Here is a 19,097-nt window from a genome sequence, read left to right as displayed (position 1 = left end):
TTTAAAAGAGACAGCCCCCAAAAGGGCCTACGCTGGACGAGTGACGAGCCCGGAAGCCGAATCTCTGCCCGCCGACCCCGCCCCGGAAGAGCCTTCCCAGGGCGCGCCCTCCGCAGCGAAGCCCGCCGCCGAACCCCCCGCCGACGCCCCCGGCCCCGCCGATGCGGCCGCCCCCACCGACGCGGCCCCCGCCGACCCCCCGCCTCGCCCCGAGGAGCGCCTCGAGAAGGCGGTCCGGGCTGCGGAGCAGGCGTTGATCGAGTTCGAGATCGCGGTGGAGACCTTCCGGGTGGAGGTCGAGAACTTCTCCCGGCTGCATCACCAGAAGCTCGGCCCGATGTACACCCGGCTCGATGAGCTGGATGCCCAGATCGCCGAGGCGAAGGCGGCGCGGACCGGGGACGCCGAGGATCTGCGGCTGGCGCGGGAGGCGAGGGCGCGGGTCATGCCGATGCCGGGGGTGGAGGAGCTGTTCCACGGCTGGATCGACTCCGAGGGACTCTCCCCCGAGGGCGCCTCCATGCTCAACGACCAGCCGGTGCGCCCGCCGCAGCGGGTGCGTCCCAGCGCGGACGCCCGCCGGCTCTACCGGGACCTGGTCCGCAAGGCCCACCCCGATCTGGCGCAGGGGGAGGCCGAGCGGACGCGTCGGGACGCGTTCATCGCCCGGGTCAACCACGCGTACACCCTCGGTGACGAGGAGGCGTTGCGGGCGCTGACGGCCGAGTGGGAGGCGGGACCTGCTTCCGAGGAGCAGCCGCCGAGCCGGAGCGAGGAGCTGTACGCGCGGCTGGAGTGGCTGGCCGAGCGCAAGGAGATGCTGACGCTGGTCGCGAAGAGGCTGGAGGACGGGGCCATCGGCTCGATGCTGCGGGTGGCGCAGGACGACCCCGACGGGCTGCTCGACCAGATCGCCGAGCAGCTTCTGGCCGAGGTCGCCGGGCGTGAGCGGGAGCTGGCCGCGCTGCTGGAGTGAGCGGCGCCGGTCCGGGCGGAGGGCGTCCGGTAGCGTCGGGGCCATGCATTTCGGATCTGCGGTACCCACGGTCGAGGTCGGAGCGTTGTCCGGCGAGGACTTCCTGCTGGACGTCCGGGAGGACGACGAGTGGAACGCGGGCCACGCCGCCGATGCGCTCCACATCCCGATGAGCGCCTTCGTGGAGCGGTACGGCGAGCTGACCGAGGCGGCGCCGCAGGACGGCCGGGTCAACGTGGTGTGCCGGTCCGGGGCCCGGTCGGCGCAGGTCACGATGTATCTGCGGCAGCAGGGGATCGACGCGGTGAACGTCGAGGGCGGCATGCGGGCCTGGGAGATCGCGGGCCGGCCGCTGGTCGACGAGAAGGGGCAGCCGGGCTTCGTCGCCTGAGGCGGACACCGGAGTCGTCCGTGGCCCTGCGGCCCGGCCCGTGCCGTGAGTACGGTTTCTGCGCGGGGCGGCCCTTGAGCGCCGCCGTTCGGTGAACGGGGACGGTTCGGATGGACGCATACGGCGGCGCCGGGGACGCGGAGGCGGACCCCGAGGAGGAGACGCGGGGGCGCGACGAGGACCGTACGCCTTCGCGGCGGCCGGGGATCGGCGCCCAGCGGGCGGCGTCCCCGGAGCACCTTCCCGACCCTTCCCCGCCTGCCGGCCGGACCGCGCACACGCTCGGTTCCGCGCCCGGTCTCGCAGGCGCCGCCCCGGTTCCGGCCGGGTCCCGGCCCGCTCCCCCGCCCGTCGCGGCGGACCCCGCCGCCGATTCCGCACCCGCCCCCGGCTCCGCAGAACCGGACCTCGTCCCTGTCGTCTCCCCGGGCGCCGTGGGCCCCGGTATCGGGGCGTTGCGGGTGGGGAATCAGGTGGTGGCGGCTGTGGTGATGGCGTTGGTGGCGGCGGGGGTGGGGGTGCATCTGCTGATGGTGTTCCTGCATGTCGCGCCGGCCAACACGGTGACCAAGCAGCACGGGCAGGCGGTCGACGACTACATCTACCCGGAGTTCGAGCAGAACTGGAAGCTGTTCGCGCCCAACCCCCTGCAGCAGAACATCGCCGTGCAGGCGCGCGCCGAGATCCTGGCGGAGGACGGGACGCTGGACCGGACCCGCTGGGTCGACCTGTCGGCGCTGGACGGTGAGGCGATCGACGGGGACCCGTTGCCGAGCCACACGCGGCAGAACCTGCTCCGCCGGGGCTGGGACTTCTACGTCAACTCGCACGACACCGCCGGGGTGCCGAACGGCATGCGCGGCGACCTCTCCGAACGGTACGTGCGCCGGATCGTGCTGGCGCGGCTGGTGACGGAGCTGGAGGGCACGCGGGACGGGGTGATCGACCGGATACAGGTGCGCTCGCGGACGACGCCGGTGCCGCCTCCTCCGTGGAGCGACGAGAAGGTGAGCCGGAAGCCCGTCGACCGCGAGCTCACGTGGTGGTCGGTGACGGATTCGGATGTTCCGCTCGACGGGAGCCTCCAGTTGCGGCGCGACGGCGAGGGGGGCGCGCGGTGAAGGCGTCCCTGGGCCGGTGCGCGCGGGGCGTGCAGCTGGTGACCTCGCGGTCGCTGGGCCCGTACCAGACGGCGGCGGTGCGGATCGGGCTGGCGGGGACGTGGCTGCTGTTCCTGCTGCGGGAGTTCCCGCACCGGCAGTTGCTGTACGGGCCGGACGGGCCGTGGGGCTGGTCGATGGCGCGGCGGCTGATCGCGGGGAACGACGCGTTCACGCTGCTCATGTGGTCGGACGGGCGGCTGTGGTTCGAGGCGGTGTACGCGCTGGCGGTGGTGGCGAGCGCGCTGCTGCTGTTCGGCTGGCGGACGCGGACGATGTCCGTGCTGTTCATGGTGGGCGTGCTCTCGCTGCAGAACCGGAACATCTTCGTCGGCGACGGCGGTGACAACGTCGTCCACCTCCTCGCGATCTACCTGGTGCTGACCCGCTGCGGCCAGGTCTGGTCGCTGGACGCGCGCCGGGCGGCGCGGGCCGGCGCGGCGGGGCGGGAGCCGTGGGCGGACCGTGCCGGGCCGGTGCTGTGGGCGGGCGGCGCGGCGGCGCTGGCGGCGGTGACGGTCCTCGGGGTGGCCGGGTGGGGCTGGCTGCTGTTCTTCTGGACGCTGCTGACCGGGCAGGCGCTGTGGTGGTGGCTGGGCCGGCGGGCGCCGGACGGGCAGGCGTACCTGCTCAGTGACGTGGTGGCCCATCTGGTGCACAACGGGGCCCTGCTGGTGATCATGGTGGAGACCTGCCTGATCTACGCGACGGCCGGCTGGTACAAGATCCAGGGCAGTCGTTGGCAGGACGGCACGGCGGTCTACTACCCGTTGCAGCTGGAGTCGTTCTCGCCGTGGCCCGGGATCTCCGGGATGCTGGCCGGGCAGGGGCTGCTGGTGCTGGTGGTGACGTACGGGACGGTGCTGACGCAGGTGGCGTTCCCGTTCGCCCTGCTCAACCGGCGGGCGAAGAACGTGCTGCTGGCGCTGATGATGGCCGAGCACCTGGCCATCGCGGTGCTGCTGGGGCTGCCCTTCTTCTCGCTGGCGATGATCGCGGCCGACGCGGTCTTCCTGCCGACGGTCTTCCTGCTGTGGGCGGGCGCCCGGTGCGCGAGGGCGCGGGCCGGGGTGGTGCGCCGGGCGCGTGCGGTGTTCGGGCGGGGCGCGGACGGCGTACCCGGGGACGAGGAGCCCGCCGGGCCGGCGCGGAAGCTGCCCGTCCGGCCGTCGTAGGCTTCCCGCCATGGACGTGTACGAGGCGCTGGAGCGCTGGCGGGGGCTGGCCCCTGAGGCGGGCTCCGGGAGCGCGGGCGCGCCCCGGTACGTCCTGCTGGAGGGGTTCCACGCGCTGAAGCACGCGCTCCGGTTCGGGGCGGTGGTGCCGGTGGCGCTCTGCGCGGACCGCGCGGCGGCGCTGGAGCTCGCGGCGGAGCTGGCGCCGGACCTCGAAGGGGTGCTGGCGGGGCTGCTGGTGGAGGTGGACGCGGAGACGCTGCGCGGGCTGGTGGCGCGGCCGCATCCGACCGGGGTGGCGGCGCTCGCGGAGCGGCCCGCTCCGGTGGCGGTCGAGGCGGCGTTGCGCGGGGCGCGGCGGACGCCGGTGGTCGTGCTGGACCAGCCGCGCCATCTGGGCAACGCGGGGGCCGTGGTGCGGCTCGCGGCCGGGTTCGGGGCGAGCGGGGTGGTGACGACCGGGCCGCTCGATCCGTGGCATCCGACGGTGGTGCGCGGTGGCGCGGGGCTGCACTTCGCGACGGCGGTGGCGCCGCTGGAGGTGCCCGAGCTGCCGGACGGGCCGCTCTTCGCGCTGGACCCGGAGGGCGCCGACATCCGGGGTCTCACCCTGCCGGACGACGCGCTGCTCGCCTTCGGCTCCGAGCGGCACGGGCTGACGGCGGAGCTGCGGGCCCGCGCCGACCACCTGGTCGCCCTGCCGATGCGCCCCCAGGTCTCCAGCTACAACCTGGCGACCAGCGTCGGCATGACGCTCTTCCACTGGGCCTCGGCCTCGGGGGCGGCGCCCGCCTGAGGGTTCCGGGTGGGCCGTGGGGCGAGGATCGCGTTAGATTGCCCGAACGATCGGTCGGTTCGGCGGGGGCACCCCGTTGCCGGGCCGCCGGTATCCGTACGGGAGGATCGCGGGCATGACAGCACACCAGGGCGGCGGCTCGCCGGGCGCGGCCACGGCCGGGCAGCGGGGGCGGGGCGCGGGGCGCGCCCCACGGAGCGGGCGCGACACGTACACGCCCCAGACGCTGCTCTCGGTGGCGGTGCGCGTCTTCAACGAGCGCGGGTACGACGGCACCTCGATGGAGCACCTCTCGCAGGCGGCCGGGATCTCCAAGTCCTCGATCTACCACCACGTCTCCTCCAAGGAGGAGTTGCTGCGCCGGGCCGTCAGCCGGGCCATCGACGGGCTCTTCGCCGTCCTGGACGAGGAGGGCGCGGTCACCGGGCGTCCGCTGGAGCGGGCCCAGTACGTCACCCGCCGGACCGTCGAGGTGCTCGTCGCCGAACTCCCCTACGTGACGCTGCTGCTGCGGGTGCGCGGCAACACCGACACCGAGCGGTGGGCGCTGGAGCGGCGCCGCGAGTTCGACCACCGGGTGGCCGGGCTCTTCGCGGCGGCCGTGCGGGAGGGGGAGCTGCGCGGGGACGTGGAGGTGCGCATGGCCACGCGGCTGCTCTTCGGGATGATCAACTCGGTGGTCGAGTGGTATCGGCCGGACGGGGTCCGGCAGGGGGACGGGGGGTCGCCCTACGAGGAGGGGCCGCTCGGGAGTGGGGCCGAGATCGCCGATGCGGTGGTGCGGATCGCCTTCTCTGGGCTGCGCGCCCAGGGGTGACCTCGGCTTGGCCCGGGCCTCAGCCGGCCGGGGTGCCGTGGTGAGGGGCGGCTGCGGGCCGTCCCGGCGGCCGGTCAACGATGGCCTCAAGCGCCGGCCGGGCTGGAGGTGTGGCCTCGAACGCCGGCCGGGCTGGAGATGTGGCCTCAAGAGCCGGCCGGGCTGAAGGTCACTGCGGCCCGGTTCGCGTCACCCCTCCGGTGACAGTTCCTCTTCCTCGAAGACCAGGAGGGTTCTGGTCGAGAGGACGTCGGGGATGGACTGGAGGCGGGTGAGGACGAGTTCGCGCAGGGCGCGGTTGTCGGCGGCGTGGATCATGAGGAGGACGTCGAAGTCGCCGCTGACCAGGGCGATGTGGGCGGCGCCGGGGAGCCGGCGGAGTTCCTCGCGGATGGTGCGCCAGGAGTTCTGGACGATCTTCAGGGTGATGTAGGCGCAGGCGCCCTGCCCGGCGCGCTCGTGGTCGACGCGGGCGCCGAACCCCCGGATGACGCCGTCCTCCATGAGGCGGTTGATGCGGGCGTAGGCGTTGGCGCGCGAGACGTGGACGGTGTCGGCCACCGACCGGATCGAGGCGCGGCCGTCCGCCTGGAGCAGTCGCAGGATGTCCCTGTCGACGGCGTCCAGTGGTCTGGGTGCCGGCTGTTCGGCCATTCGTATCGCTCCCCACTCCCGGCGGGCCCGCCCTATGGACGACCTGTGCCCGGTCCGCGCCGTGCAGAACCGTTCGTCCACATCCTGGGGCCGCCCGTAGCCAAAATGCCTCGGCGACCGAACAATCGGTAGGTGAGGCGCGTCACAGCACGCCGTGCGGACGCTCCTTCCCTGTGTGACCGTTCGTGACAAGGAGGAGGCGACGTGTCGAAGAAGCGGCAGAGTACGCCGGTCGTCGACCGGCGCCGGCCCACCGGCCCCGAGGACGTACCCGAGGCGGCGGAGCACACCGTCACGCCGCCCGCCTGGCGCCCGCGGGTCGACCCGGGGCCGCTGCTGCCCGACGAGTCCCCGTTCCGCCTGCTCGGGACCGAGGCGGCCCAGGAGGCCGATCCGGCCCTGCTGAAGCGCCTCCACCGCGAGCTGGTCCTCGGCCGCCGCTACAACACGCAGGCCACCGCCCTGACCAAGCAGGGCCGCCTCGCCGTCTACCCCTCCTCCACCGGCCAGGAGGCGTGCGAGGTCGCCGCCGCCCTGGTGCTGGAGGAGCGCGACTGGCTCTTCCCCAGCTACCGCGACACGCTCGCCGCCGTCGCCCGGGGCCTGGACCCGATGCAGGCGCTCACCCTGCTGCGCGGTGACTGGCACACCGGGTACGACCCGCGTGCCGTGCGGATCGCGCCGCTCTCCACGCCGCTCGCCACCCAGCTGCCGCACGCGGTCGGCCTCGCCCACGCGGCGCGGCTCAAGGGCGACGACGTGGTGGCGCTCGCCATGGTCGGCGACGGCGGGACCAGCGAGGGCGACTTCCACGAGGCGCTCAACTTCGCCGCCGTCTGGCAGGCGCCCGTCGTCTTCCTGGTGCAGAACAACGGCTTCGCCATCTCGGTGCCGCTCGACAAGCAGACCGCCGCGCCCTCCCTCGCCCACAAGGCCGTCGGGTACGGGATGCCGGGCCGCCTGGTCGACGGCAACGACGCCCTCGCCGTTCACACCGTCCTCGCCGAGGCGGTGGCCGGGGCCCGCGCGGGCGGCGGCCCCACCCTGGTCGAGGCGATCACGTACCGCATCGACGCCCACACCAACGCCGACGACGCCACCCGCTACCGGGGCGCCGAGGAGGTCGAGGCGTGGCGCGCCCACGACCCGGTCGAGCTGATGGAGGGCGCGCTGCGGGCCCGGGGCCTCGCCGACGAGGCGGCGTTCGCGGCGGTCCGTGAGGACGCCGAGCGGTTCGCCGCCTCGCTGCGCGAGCGGATGAACGCCGACGCCGAGCTGACCCCCGCCGACCTCTTCGACCACGTCTACGCCGAGCCCACCCCGCAGCTGCGGGAGCAGGCCGCGCAACTGCGCGCCGAACTCGACGCCGAAGCCGCCAGCCACGGGGAGGACCTCCGATGACCGCCTCCGCCCCCGAGACCACCGGCACGGCCCGCCCGGCCCGCCGCGCCAAGGCCGCCAAACCCGCCACCATGGGCCAGGCCATCGGCCGCGCGCTGCGCGACGCCATGGCCGAGGACCCTGCCGTCCACGTGCTGGGCGAGGACGTCGGCACGCTCGGCGGTGTTTTCCGGATCACCGACGGCCTGGCCGCCGAGTTCGGCGACGACCGCTGTACGGACACCCCGCTCGCCGAGGCCGGCATCCTCGGCACCGCCGTCGGCATGGCCATGTACGGCCTGCGCCCGGTGGTGGAGATGCAGTTCGACGCCTTCGCCTACCCGTCGTTCGAGCAACTCGCCTCGCACGTCGCGAAGATGCGCAACCGCACCCGGGGCGCCATGCCCCTGCCGATCACCATCCGCGTCCCCTACGGCGGCGGCATCGGCGGCGTCGAGCACCACAGCGACTCCTCCGAGGCGTACTACGTGGCCACGCCCGGCCTGCACGTGGTCACCCCGGCGACCGTCGAGGACGCGTACGGGCTGCTGCGTGCCGCCATCGCCTCGGACGACCCGGTCGTCTTCATGGAGCCCAAGCGGCTGTACTGGTCGAAGTCCGACTGGTCGCCCGAGGCGCCCGCCGAGGTCGAGCCGATCGGGCGGGCCGTGGTCCGCCGCGCCGGCACCGACGCGACGCTGCTGACCTACGGGCCCTCGCTCCCCGTCTGCCTGGAGGCGGCCGAGGCGGCGCGCGCCGAGGGGCGGCAGCTGGAGGTGGTCGACCTGCGGTCGCTGGTCCCCTTCGACGACGAGACGGTCTGCGCCTCGGTGCGCAGGACCGGGCGGGCCGTGGTGGTCCACGAGGCCACCGGCTTCGGCGGGCCCGGCGCGGAGATCGCCGCCCGGGTCACCGAGCGCTGCTTCCACCACCTGGAGGCGCCCGTGCTGCGCGTCACCGGGTTCGACATCCCCTACCCGCCGCCGATGCTGGAGCGGCACCACCTGCCCGGCGTCGACCGGGTCCTCGACGCGGTCGAGCGGCTGCAGTGGGAGGCGCGGAGCTGATGGCCGAGGTCAAGGAGTTCACGCTGCCCGACCTCGGTGAGGGGCTGACCGAGGCGGAGGTCGTGCGCTGGCTGGTGGAGGTCGGCGAGGTCGTCGCCGTCGACCAGCCGGTGGTCGAGGTCGAGACGGCCAAGGCGATGGTCGAGGTGCCGTGCCCGTACGGCGGTGTGGTCACCGCGCGGTACGGCGCGGAGGGCGAGGAGCTGGCCGTCGGGGCGCCGCTGCTGACGGTCGCGGTCGGCGCGGACGCCTCCGCCCCGGCCGCCGCCGAGGGTTCCGGTTCCGGCGGCGCGGACGGTGTCGTGGCGGAGGCCGACGGTGCGGACGCGGCCGAGGACGGCGGCGCGGGGGAGACCTCCGGGGCCGTCCTGGTCGGCTACGGCACGGGCGCGCCGCCCGCCCGGCGCCGCCGGGTCCGGCCCACGCCGGTCCCCGCCGCCGCTGCCGGTCAGGTCAACGGCGTGGCCTCCGGTTACGGGCGCCACGCGGTCACCCCCGAGGTGCCCGTACGGGCGGAGGCGGCCGAGCCCGCGCCGGGGCCGGTGCCGGTCATCTCCCCGCTGGTACGGCGGCTGGCCCGGCAGAACGGGGTCGAGCTGCGGACGCTGACCGGGTCCGGCCCCGACGGGCTGATCCTGCGGGCCGACGTCGAGCGGGCGATCGGGGCGGCCGGCGCTCCCGCCGCCGCCGAGCCGAGTGCCGCCGCTGCTTCGGCCCCGGCCGCCGACGCCGGTGAGGTGCGGATTCCGCTGCGCGGGCTGCGCGGGGTCGTCGCCGACAAGATGAGCCGGAGCCGGCGGGAGATCCCCGAGGCGACCTGCTGGGTCGACGTCGACGCCACCGAACTGCTCGCCGCCCGGCGGGCGATGAACGCGGCCGGGGGCCCGGACGCCCCCAAGATCTCGCTGCTGGCACTGCTGGCCCGGATCTGCACGGCCGCGCTGGCCCGGTACCCGGAGCTGAACGCGCGGGTCGACACCGAGGCCCGCGAGATCGTCCGGCTGGAGCGGGTCCACGTCGGCTTCGCGGCGCAGACCGACCGGGGGCTGGTCGTGCCGGTGGTCCGCGACGCCCACGCGCGGAGCGCCGAGTCGCTCAGCGAGGAACTGGGCCGCCTCACCGGGGCGGCACGGGACGGGTCGCTGACGCCCGGGGAGCTGACCGGCTCCACCTTCACGCTCAACAACTATGGCGTCTTCGGGGTCGACGGCTCGACGCCGATCATCAACCACCCCGAGGCCGCGATGCTCGGCGTGGGACGCATCGTCCCCAAGCCGTGGGTGTACGAGGGGGAGCTGGCCGTCCGCCAGGTCACGCAGCTCTCGCTCACCTTCGACCACCGCGTCTGCGACGGCGGCGTCGCCGGGGGGTTCCTCCGGTACGTGGCCGACTGCGTGGAGCAGCCCGCGATGCTGCTGCGGGGGGTCTAGCCGCAGGCGCCGGCCGGGCTGAGCTGGCCGGCGCCGAGCGGGTACGCCCGGTCGGCGGTAGTCGGGGGTCGGGCGAGGCGCGGGGCCCCGCATACTCGGGGCCATGAGTTTCGGGTCTGGTGGTTCTGGGGTGTCCGGGCGGGGTGTGGGGGTGTTCGACGCCGTCGTGCTCGCGGGGGGTGGGGCGCGGCGGCTCGGGGGCGTGGACAAGCCGGGGTTGCGGGTCGGGGGGCGGGCGCTGATCGACCGGGTGCTGGCGGCGTGCGGCCAGGCCCGGACGACGGTGGTGGTGGCGGCGCCGAGGGAGGTGGCGCGCGAGGTGGTGTGGGCGCGCGAGGAGCCCGCGGGCGGGGGGCCGCTCGCGGCGCTGGCGGCCGGGATCGCGGCGGCGGGCGGTGCCGAGGGGGCGCCGGCCGTGGTCGTGGTCTCGGCCGATCTGCCGTTTCTGGACGAGGCGGCGGTGCGCGCGCTGCTCGCCCGGCTCGCGGAGGGCGGCGCGGACGCCGTGCTGGCCCGGGACGCGGAGGGCCGGGACCAGCCGCTGGTCGGCGCGTACCTCAGGGCGCCCCTGGTACGGGCGCTGGCGGAGATCCGGGCCGGGGAGGGCGAGCTGACGGGGCTTCCGCTGCGGCGGCTGACCTCGCGCCTGACACTGGACCACCTGGCCGAGGAGGCCGGTGCGCCGGTCTCCTTCGACTGCGACACCTGGGGGGACCTCGCGGCGGCCCGTGCGCGGATCAGGGAGCATGGACACGTGTTGAACGAATGGATCTTGGCAGCCAAGGAAGAACTCGGTATCGACCTGGACGTCGACATCCGTGTCCTTCTCGACCTCGCCCGTGACGCCGCCCACGGCGTCGAACGCCCCGCGGCCCCGCTCACCACCTTCCTGGTGGGATACGCGGCAGGCCGTGCGGGCGGCGGGCCCGAAGCGGTGGCCGAGGCGGCGCGCAAGGCCGCCGCCCTCGCCGAGCGCTGGGCGGCCGAGGTACCGCCCGAGCCCGGGGCAGGCACCGGGTGAGCGGCTCCCCGGCCCCCGACCCGGACGGCTTCGACTCCCTCCTGGCCCTGGTCAACGACGCCTCCGCACGCCGCACCCGCGACGAGCCCGCCGCCCCGTACGACCAGGAGGCCGACGGCCGGACCGGTGACGCACCGCAGTCCACCGGGGACGACCGGACGGCGGCCCCCCGCCCGTCGGCCGGGGAACCGGCCGGCACGCCGTGGCCGCCGGAGTACGGCCCCGAGCCGCCCGGCCGGGCGACGCCGCCCCCCGCCCGGAGCGGTGGCGCGCCCCGGCCGCACGAGACCCCGGACGGCGAGACGCCCGGGCGGGCTTCCGCCGCTGCGGCCTCCCACGGGCAGTGCGGCGCGCGGCCCCACGGTTCCGCCGTCACCGGCTGGGCCGAGGCGGTACGGGTGGCCGGGCGGGCGGGGCAGGCGGTCCGGGAGCGGACCTCGGCGGTGCGGCCCCCGCTGGAGCTGCCGCCGGCCGAGGCGCTCGGGCTGGTCCTGGCGCGCCCGCTGGCCGCCCTCACCGATCTGCCGCCGTTCGACACCTCGGCGATGGACGGCTGGGCGGTGGCCGGGCCGGGCCCCTGGCGGGTGCGGCCCGACGGCGTGCTGGCCGGGCAGTCCGGAGAGGCCCTGGCCGACGGGGAGGCGGTGCCGATCGCGACCGGCGCCCGGGTCCCGAGGGACGTGACGGCCGTCATCCGCAGCGAGCACGGCCGCCTCGACGCCCACGGCGGGCTCCACCCGGAGCGCGAGGTGGTCCACGGTCAGGACATCCGGCCGCGCGCCCAGGAGTGCCGCACCGGTGACACCCTGCTGCCCGCCGGGAGCGCGGTGACCCCGGCGGTCCTCGGGCTGGCGGCCGCCGCCGGGTACGACACGCTGGCCGTGCACGCCCGTCCCACCGTCGACCTCTTCGTCCTCGGCGACGAACTGCTCACCCGGGGCCTGCCCCGGGACGGCCTGATCCGTGACGCCCTCGGCCCGATGCTGCCGCACTGGCTGCGCGAGGCCGGGGCGGAGGTCCGGACCGTGGAGCGGCTCGGGGACCGGCCCGACGCGCTGGCCGAGGCGGTGGCCGCCTCCGAGGCGGACCTCGTCGTCACCACCGGCGGGACGGCGGCCGGGCCGGTCGACTTCGTCCACCCGACGCTGGAGCGGCTCGGCGCCGACCTGCTGGTCGACGGGGTCGCGGTCCGGCCCGGCCATCCGATGCTGCTGGCGCGTACCGCCCCCGGCCAGCACCTGGTCGGCCTGCCGGGCAACCCGCTCGCCGCGGTCTGCGGCCTCCTCACCCTCGTCGTACCGCTGTTGCGCGGTCTCGCCGGGGCGCCGCTGCGGCAGGGGGCGGCTGCCGGACATACCCCCGGCAGCCGGGCCGTCCCGGACGTGTACGAGACTCGCCGGGTGCAGCTCTCCTCCGATCCGCTCGTGGCCACCGCTCCGCCGGGGCCCGACGTCGCCGCCCCGACCGCCGTTCTGGACGCGCCCGTTCAGGGGCATCCGTCCGACACGCGGCTGGTGCCGGTGCGGGTGGACGCGGGGTGGGCGCGGCCGCTGAGCTTCGGCGGTCCGGCGATGCTGCGCGGTGTGGCCACCGCCGACGCGCTGGCCGTGGTGGTCCCCGGCGGGGCCGAGGCCGGTCACCCGGTGGAGCTGCTGGCTCTGCCGTGGGCGGGCGGGGGCGGCGGTTTCACGTGAAACTGCCCGGCCAGGACGCCATGGCGCGGGACGCGGACGAACACCTCGTCACGCACCGCGTGAAGCTCCCGCACCGCGTCGTCGAACGCCCGCTCCTCCAGGTCGCCAAGCGCCTGTCGATGGCGCTCGTCGTCCTGCTCGTCACCGTCTTCATCGTCTATCTGGACCGCGACGGCTACGGGGACAACTCCGACGGCTCCGTGGACTTCCTCGACGCCTTCTACTACGCCACCGTCACGCTCTCCACCACCGGTTACGGCGACATCGTGCCGGTCAGCGACAGCGCGCGGCTCATCAACATCCTCGCCGTCACCCCGCTGCGGGTCGCCTTCCTGATCATCCTGGTCGGCACCACGCTGGAGGTCCTCACCGAGCGGACCCGCGAGGAGTGGCGGCTGAACCGCTGGAGGTCCTCCTTGCGCGAGCACACCGTCGTCGTCGGCTTCGGCACCAAGGGCCGCTCGGCGATCCAGACCGTGATCGCCTCCGGCCTCTCCAAGGACCAGATCGTCATCGTCGACCCCAACGAGAAGGTGATCGACGCGGCCGCCGCCGAGGGGTTCGTCGGGGTCGTCGGCGACGCCACCCGCAGCGACGTCCTGCTCCGTGCCGAGGTGCAGAAGGCGCGCCGGATCATCATCGCCACCCAGCGGGACGACACCGCCGTCCTGGTCGCCCTGACCGGCCGCCAGCTCAACCGGGGTGCCAACATCGTCGCCGCCGTCCGCGAGGAGGAGAACGCGCCGCTGCTCCGCCAGTCCGGCGCCGACGCCGTCATCACCAGCGCCAGCGCGGCCGGCCGGCTCCTCGGCCTCTCCGTCCTCAGCCCCAGCGCCGGCACGGTGATGGAGGACCTGATCCAGCAGGGCAGCGGTCTCGATCTGGTCGAACGGCCGGTGATAAAGGCCGAGGTGGGCAAGACGCCCCGGGAGACCGGCGACCTGGTGGTCAGCGTCCTGCGCGGCCACCGGCTCCTCGGCTACGACGATCCGGCCATCGGCACGCTCCAGCTGACCGACCGGGTGATCACGATCATCCACAACAAGCCCGGCACCGCCCCGGTCCGGCCCACGGCGGCCGGCCCGAAGCGCCCGCTGCCCTGAGCCGGACGATGTTTCACGTGAAACATGAGGCGAAATGCCGCCGAAGTCATGATGTTTCACGTGAAACATCGCGAGCGGGGAGCTAGCGCCCGCAGCCGCATGTTTCACGTGAAACATCCGCCAGGCCCTGGCGTAGCCTCGCGGCTATGCATGCGATCACGATTCCCGAACCCGGTGGACCCGAGGCCCTGGTCTGGGCCCCTGTCCCCGACCCGGTGCCCGGCGAGGGCGAAGTGCTCGTCGAGGTCGTCGCGGGCGCCGTCAACCGAGCCGATCTGCTCCAGCGGCAGGGCTTCTACGACCCGCCGCCCGACGCTTCCCCGTACCCGGGCCTGGAGTGCTCCGGCCGGATCGCGGCGATCGGCCCTGGGGTCTCGGGGTGGGCCGTGGGGGACGAGGTCTGCGCCCTGCTGTCGGGCGGCGGGTACGCCCAGAAGGTCGCCGTGCCGGCGGGCCAGCTGCTGCCGGTGCCGGCCGGTGTCGGCCTGAAGACGGCGGCGGCCCTGCCCGAGGTGGTCTGCACGGTCTGGTCCAACGTCTTCATGGTCTCCCAGCTCCGTCCGGGTGAGACGCTGCTGGTGCACGGCGGGGCGAGCGGCATCGGGACCATGGCGATCCAGCTGGCCAAGGCGGTCGGCGCCAGGGTCGCGGTCACGGCGGGGAGCCCGGAGAAGCTCCAGTACTGCGGCGAGCTGGGCGCGGACTTCCTCATCAACTACCGCGAGCAGGACTTCGTGGAGGAGATCCGCGAGGTCACCGCCGGGGCGGGGGCGGACGTCATCCTCGACATCATGGGCGCCAAGTACCTGGACCGGAACGTGAAGGCGCTGGCGACCAACGGCCGGCTCGCCATCATCGGGATGCAGGGCGGCACCAAGGCCGAGCTGGACATCGCCACGCTGCTCAGGAAGCGCGGCGCCGTCACCGCGACCTCGCTGCGGGGGCGTCCCGCCTCCGAGAAGGCCGCCATCGTGGCCGCCGTCCGTGAGCACGTCTGGCCGCTGATCGACACGGGACGGGTGCGGCCGATCGTCGACCGCGAGGTGCCGATGCGTGACGCCGCGGCCGGACACCGGGTCCTGGAGGAGAGCAGCCACATCGGCAAGGTCCTCCTCGTCACCGGCGAGTGAGCCGCACGCCCTGATCGGCCGGGCGGTCCCGGGCCGTGCGTGACGCGCGGTCAGCCCAGCCCGCCCGTACGACTGTTCCCCGCGACCGCTATCGTCCACGGACGGTCGCGGGGAACCGTACCGGTGGTTCCCGGCCCCTGCGGGGGCTCCGAGGGGCCGGCCGGACACGGGGGACAGCCGAGATGCATCCAGCAGCCGTCGAACGGGACTTCCACGCGCAGTCGAACCGGCTGGTCGGCTGGGGGTGGTTCCTGCTGGTGGTCGCCTTCCTGGCCTGGGGCTGGGCCGCCTGGCAGGTGTTCGTGCCCCACGGGGCGGACGGGACCTCCGAGACCTGCGCCCCGCCCGCCCTCGCGGACCGCCCGGACCCGTACAGCGCCGCTACGGCGACGAGCGACGAGGCGCGGCACGAGCGGAACTGCGCCGCCGCCCGCGACTGGGCGACGCCGGTGTCGCTCCTGGTCGTCTCCGTCCCCGCCTTCGCCGCGGGCTCCGGACTCTTCGCCGCCGGCTGGGCCATGGACCGCGCCCGCCGCCTCACCGTCGACCTGGAGCAGGCCAGGGGCTGACCCGGCCCCGCCCTGCTCGGGCACCGCCCGCACAAGCCGGGCCCCGCTCACTCGTACGCGGGGCTTCGGCGGGGGAGCGCTGGGTACCGAGATGCCGGGGCGCGGGGGCCGTGTGACGCTGGTGAGGTCGATCGATCCATGGGGGGCCGGGGCACAACGGCTCAGGCCCGTGAGCGCGGTCGTCTTCCCGGACGGCCCAGCGACCCGGCTCCGACAGGGGGCAATGACGTGATCACCGGCGTGAACCTGCGCATGCCCGCACGGCGTACCGCACTCCCCGCACTCCTGCTCACCGCCACCGCCCTGCTCGCCGTCCCGGCGTCCCCCGCCCTCGCGGTGCCACCCTCCCGCCCGGACTCCGGCGCAGCCACCCTGGGCGAGGCGTACGGCCCCGGAGGCGAGCGGCCGGACCGCAGGGACGCCGCCGCTCCCCGGGAAAACCACGGCTCCGGCGAGGCCACCGCCCGGACCCCGGCGCCCGAGCAGCCCGGTGGCCGCCGCCACGACCCCGGGCCGCACCCCGGCGGACCGCAGGACCACCGCGTCCACGGCATGCCCGACCCGCCGGCGCCTCCCACGGGCCCGCCGCCGCCGGACCGTACTCCGGCGTCCGGCGTCCTTCCCCCGCTCCGGCCCGGCGCCCCGGCGGCCCCCACCGGGCCTCCCCCGGCGCCGCACCCGGAGACGGCCCCGCAGCAGCCCGCGCCGAGCCCCTCGCCGTCGGTGCCGCCGTCAGTGGCCCCGCGCTCCCCGGAACACGGCCGGACCCCCGCGCGCTCCCTCCCGGCGGCGCACGCGGAGACCGCCCACCGGGCCGCGCCCGACACCCGGCCCGTCCCCCGCGAGGAGGCGACCGTGCCGGGCCCCGCCGAGGAGGACGCCGTGGCGGACGACGGCACCGAGGCGGGGGAGGCCGGGCAGGGCACCGGGCAACAGGAGCTGGCCCGCAGCTCGGGGCGTTCCCTGCACGTCCTGCCCCTGGGAGGCGGTTTGATCATGGTCGGTCTCGGCCTCGGCCTGGTCTTCCTCGCCCTGCGCGTGCGTCGGATCTGAGTGCGACAGAATGGCTGCCATGGAGATGCCCAGGAACGAACGGTCGTCACGCTCGACGGAGAACCCGCAGGTCCTGATCGTGGGCCAGGACGGGATGGCGCTGGGCGGCGGCGACGACGAAACCCCCGAAGTACCGGTGACCGAGATGGTCGAGCAGCCCGCGAAGGTCATGCGCATCGGCAGCATGATCAAGCAACTGCTGGAGGAAGTGCGCGCGGCTCCTCTCGACGAGGCGAGCCGGAACCGTCTCAAGGACATCCACTCCAGCTCCGTCAAGGAGCTGGAGGACGGCCTCGCCCCGGAGCTGGTCGAGGAACTGGAGCGGCTCTCGCTGCCCTTCACCGACGAGGCCACCCCGAGCGACGCCGAGCTGCGCATCGCCCAGGCGCAGCTGGTGGGCTGGCTGGAGGGCCTCTTCCACGGCATCCAGACCACCCTCTTCGCCCAGCAGATGGCGGCCCGCGCCCAGCTGGAGCAGATGCGCCGCGCCCTGCCGCCCGGCGTCGCCCCCGAGGAGGCCGACGGCGCCTCCCCGGCCGCCGGCCGCACCGGAGGCCCGTACCTGTAGGCCCGCCCACCCCAGGCAGCACAGCGAAAGGGCCGGGAGGCGCGTCGGCGCTCCCGGCCCTTCGGCCTGTTCAGGGGAGGGTCAGCTCGGGTTGCCGCTGGAGACGTCGAGCTGGATGGAGGGCATGTCGTCCGGGTCGACCTCGGTGCCGGCCTTCGGCGACTGCCGCATGACGGTGTCCTTGCCGTAGGCGTTCTCGTCGACCGAGGTCGTGTCGTACTTCCACTTCGCTGCCTGGAGGCACTTCTTCACGAAGGTGATGTTGGTGAAGGTGAAGTCGGGGACGCGAATCTTCTCGGGGTCGTTGTACGACTCGTCCGGGTCGGTGCACTCCTCGGTCTCCATCGTCTTGGTGAGGTCCGGACCGCGGAAGCCGGGCTTCTCGCCGTCCTTCCCCTCGCCCTGCGAGGAGCCCGGGTCGCCGGAGCCGCCCGCCTGCGAGTCGTCGTCCTTCTGGAGGGCGAGCGCGGTGACCAGTCCGCCTATCGCCAGCAGCGCCACCACGATCGACCCGACGATCAGCGGCATCTGCCGCTTGCCGCCGGTGCTGCCGCTGCCGCTCTGCTGGACGGTCGCGTACGGCGGCGGGGTCGCCGGGGCCTGCTGGTGGCCGTAGGGCTGCGGGGTGCCGTAGCCGGACTGCTGCGGGTAGCCGTAGCCGGGCGTCGGGGTGGGGGCCGGGTGGTGCTGGGCCGGGGCCGGGGTCTGCGCGCCGTAGGGGCCGGGCTGGTACGGGGTCTGGACCGGGCCCGTGCTGGGCGGCTGCTGGCCGACCGGCGGGAAGACGGCCGAGCCGACGCCCGCGCCGCTCTGCGTCTGCTGGCCGGGGACGATGCTCGGGGCGGCCGGCTGGAGCGACTGGGCGATCCGCAGGCACTCGTCGCGCATCGCCTCGGCGGTGGGGAACCGCTCGTTCGGGTTCTTCTTCAGCGCGCGGGCCACCAGCGCGTCCACCGCCGGGGGCAGCGCGCGGTTGACCGAGGACGGCGCGACCGGCTCCTCCTGGACGTGCGCGTAGGCGATGGCCAGCGGCGAGTCCGCCTCGAACGGGAGCCTGCCGGTCACCAGCTGGAAGAGCATGATGCCGACCGAGTACAGGTCGGAGCGGGCGTCCACACCGCGGCCGAGGGCCTGCTCGGGGGAGAGGTACTGCGGGGTGCCGACGACCATGCCGGTCTGTGTCATGGAGGTGACGCCGGACTGCATGGCGCGGGCGATGCCGAAGTCCATGACCTTCACGACGCCGCGCTTGGTCATCATGACGTTGCCCGGCTTGATGTCGCGGTGGACCAGCCCCATCTCGTGGCTGATCTCCAGCGCCGCCAGCACGTCCGCGGTGATCTTCAGCGCCTGGTCGGCGGGCATCGCGCCCTGCCGGGAGACCGCCTCGTCGAGGACTGAGCCGAGCGGCCGCCCCTCGACGTACTCCATGACGATGTACGGCGTGGCCGTGCCGTCGAGGTCGTCCTCGCCGGTGTCGAAGACGGAGACGATGTTGGTGTGGGTGAGCTTCGCCACGGACTGCGCCTCGCGGCGGAACCGCTCGCGGAAGGCGGCTTCGCGGCCCAGCTCCGTGTGGAGGGTCTTGATGGCCACCTGCCGGTCGAGGACCGTGTCGTAGGCCAGGTGCACGGAGGCCATGCCGCCCTCGCCCAGCAGATCCCGGAGCTGGTAGCGCCCGCCGGCCACCGCCCGCCCCGCGTAGCGGCCCTGCGCGCCGTCCTGGCTCATGTCGTGCGTCCCCCATCGGCACGGTGAGTGCCCGCCGGTACGTGATCCCTACATTCTGGCCAAGTCTGCCGCAGGCCACGGACACGTCAAGCCGGGTGGCCGTTCCGTGACCGTACGACAACAGGGCCCGCACCTGGAGGCCAGGGGTCGCGCACACCCCTGGTGGGCGGGTGCGGGCCGTGCGGGAAGGGCCGGGCCGAGGGGTGGGGGATTTGCCCCGTAGGGGGTTTTCGGGGTTTGATGGCCGGTCCATCTCGGAACGGCGGGGCCTCACGAGGCTGTAGCGTGACCCGTCGGAGCACCCGCGCGACTCTCCGGGCGAGACCGAGTATCTCCGTACCCCGGGGTGCGTACCCGAGCGCGCGGACAGTGACGATCAAGA

18 protein-coding genes are annotated in these 19,097 nt (G+C 74.7%); 16 read left to right on the top strand and 2 right to left on the bottom strand.

Translation table 11 applies throughout. From position 1 onward, the window contains the following. The first annotated feature begins 40 nt into the window (after positions 1 to 40). The 6 genes from IF45_RS0127805 (at position 41) to IF45_RS0127780 (ending at position 5,315) form a co-directional block, all read left to right on the top strand. Entirely contained in the window at positions 41 to 976 is a 936-nt protein-coding gene (locus IF45_RS0127805; protein WP_030310199.1) for a J domain-containing protein, read from the top strand. A gap of 43 nt (positions 977 to 1,019) precedes the next feature. Continuing rightward, entirely contained in the window at positions 1,020 to 1,367 is a 348-nt protein-coding gene (locus tag IF45_RS0127800) for a rhodanese-like domain-containing protein (RefSeq protein WP_003949330.1), read from the top strand. Positions 1,368 to 1,477: 110 nt separating this feature from the next. Then, positions 1,478 to 2,488 carry a DUF5819 family protein gene (locus IF45_RS0127795; RefSeq protein ID WP_078842943.1) on the top strand — a complete coding sequence of 337 codons (1,011 nt, stop codon included), beginning with the start codon at positions 1,478 to 1,480 and terminating at the stop codon, positions 2,486 to 2,488. Next, a complete protein-coding gene (locus tag IF45_RS0127790; protein ID WP_030310196.1) occupies positions 2,485 to 3,702 on the top strand; it encodes an HTTM domain-containing protein in 1,218 nt (405 codons plus the stop codon). Before IF45_RS0127795 ends, IF45_RS0127790 begins: the two co-directional genes overlap by 4 nt. Before the next feature lie 10 nt (positions 3,703 to 3,712). Beyond that, the gene (locus IF45_RS0127785) at positions 3,713 to 4,498 is read left to right on the top strand and encodes a TrmH family RNA methyltransferase (RefSeq protein ID WP_030310194.1); all 786 of its coding nucleotides are present in this window, start codon (positions 3,713 to 3,715) and stop codon (positions 4,496 to 4,498) included. Between the two features lie 115 nt (positions 4,499 to 4,613). After that, positions 4,614 to 5,315 (top strand): TetR/AcrR family transcriptional regulator, encoded by a 702-nt coding sequence (locus IF45_RS0127780; RefSeq protein ID WP_003949326.1) that lies wholly within the window; start codon positions 4,614 to 4,616, stop codon positions 5,313 to 5,315. 189 nt (positions 5,316 to 5,504) lie between these two features. On the opposite strand, the gene IF45_RS0127775 is transcribed toward IF45_RS0127780, so the two are convergent. Further along, a complete protein-coding gene (locus IF45_RS0127775; RefSeq protein ID WP_008413264.1) occupies positions 5,505 to 5,969 on the bottom strand; it encodes an Lrp/AsnC family transcriptional regulator in 465 nt (154 codons plus the stop codon). A gap of 204 nt (positions 5,970 to 6,173) precedes the next feature. Between IF45_RS0127775 and pdhA the strand changes: the two genes are divergently transcribed. The 10 genes from pdhA to IF45_RS0127725 all read left to right on the top strand — a co-directional run bounded on the left by pdhA (position 6,174) and on the right by IF45_RS0127725 (position 16,984). After that, positions 6,174 to 7,370, top strand: a complete 1,197-nt coding sequence (pdhA, locus tag IF45_RS0127770) for a pyruvate dehydrogenase (acetyl-transferring) E1 component subunit alpha (protein WP_030310192.1) — start codon at positions 6,174 to 6,176, stop codon at positions 7,368 to 7,370. Then, positions 7,367 to 8,416, top strand: a complete 1,050-nt coding sequence (locus tag IF45_RS0127765; protein WP_003949323.1) for an alpha-ketoacid dehydrogenase subunit beta — start codon at positions 7,367 to 7,369, stop codon at positions 8,414 to 8,416. The genes pdhA and IF45_RS0127765 overlap by 4 nt, the downstream gene beginning before the upstream one ends. Next, positions 8,416 to 9,846: a dihydrolipoamide acetyltransferase family protein gene (locus tag IF45_RS0127760; RefSeq protein ID WP_030310190.1), complete on the top strand. Its 1,431-nt coding sequence runs from the start codon at positions 8,416 to 8,418 to the stop codon at positions 9,844 to 9,846. Before IF45_RS0127765 ends, IF45_RS0127760 begins: the two co-directional genes overlap by 1 nt. 103 nt (positions 9,847 to 9,949) lie before the next feature. After that, the gene (locus tag IF45_RS0127755) at positions 9,950 to 10,867 is read left to right on the top strand and encodes an NTP transferase domain-containing protein (RefSeq protein ID WP_051720744.1); all 918 of its coding nucleotides are present in this window, start codon (positions 9,950 to 9,952) and stop codon (positions 10,865 to 10,867) included. Continuing rightward, the gene (locus tag IF45_RS0127750) at positions 10,864 to 12,561 is read left to right on the top strand and encodes a molybdopterin molybdotransferase MoeA (protein WP_030310186.1); all 1,698 of its coding nucleotides are present in this window, start codon (positions 10,864 to 10,866) and stop codon (positions 12,559 to 12,561) included. The genes IF45_RS0127755 and IF45_RS0127750 overlap by 4 nt, the downstream gene beginning before the upstream one ends. Next, on the top strand, positions 12,558 to 13,664 hold the full coding sequence (locus IF45_RS0127745) for a potassium channel family protein (RefSeq protein ID WP_003949319.1): 1,107 nt from the start codon (positions 12,558 to 12,560) through the stop codon (positions 13,662 to 13,664). The genes IF45_RS0127750 and IF45_RS0127745 overlap by 4 nt, the downstream gene beginning before the upstream one ends. Before the next feature lie 146 nt (positions 13,665 to 13,810). Next, positions 13,811 to 14,794, top strand: a complete 984-nt coding sequence (locus IF45_RS0127740) for an NAD(P)H-quinone oxidoreductase (RefSeq protein ID WP_030310185.1) — start codon at positions 13,811 to 13,813, stop codon at positions 14,792 to 14,794. Between the two features lie 182 nt (positions 14,795 to 14,976). Then, positions 14,977 to 15,363, top strand: a complete 387-nt coding sequence (locus IF45_RS0127735) for a hypothetical protein (protein WP_003949317.1) — start codon at positions 14,977 to 14,979, stop codon at positions 15,361 to 15,363. A gap of 228 nt (positions 15,364 to 15,591) precedes the next feature. Then, the gene (locus IF45_RS0127730; protein ID WP_234479279.1) at positions 15,592 to 16,416 is read left to right on the top strand and encodes a hypothetical protein; all 825 of its coding nucleotides are present in this window, start codon (positions 15,592 to 15,594) and stop codon (positions 16,414 to 16,416) included. A gap of 19 nt (positions 16,417 to 16,435) precedes the next feature. Next, the gene (locus IF45_RS0127725) at positions 16,436 to 16,984 is read left to right on the top strand and encodes a bacterial proteasome activator family protein (RefSeq protein ID WP_003949315.1); all 549 of its coding nucleotides are present in this window, start codon (positions 16,436 to 16,438) and stop codon (positions 16,982 to 16,984) included. An 81-nt stretch (positions 16,985 to 17,065) separates the two neighbouring features. On the opposite strand, the gene IF45_RS0127720 is transcribed toward IF45_RS0127725, so the two are convergent. Continuing rightward, positions 17,066 to 18,715 (bottom strand): protein kinase domain-containing protein, encoded by a 1,650-nt coding sequence (locus IF45_RS0127720; protein WP_018896046.1) that lies wholly within the window; start codon positions 18,713 to 18,715, stop codon positions 17,066 to 17,068. Positions 18,716 to 19,097: the final 382 nt, after the last annotated feature.

It is taken from the genome of Streptomyces albidoflavus, assembly GCF_000719955.1.
In the GTDB taxonomy this organism is placed as follows: Bacteria; Actinomycetota; Actinomycetes; order Streptomycetales; family Streptomycetaceae; genus Streptomyces; species Streptomyces albidoflavus.
Note: the sequence above shows the minus strand (reverse complement) of the source record. Positions and strands in the feature narration are given on the sequence as shown.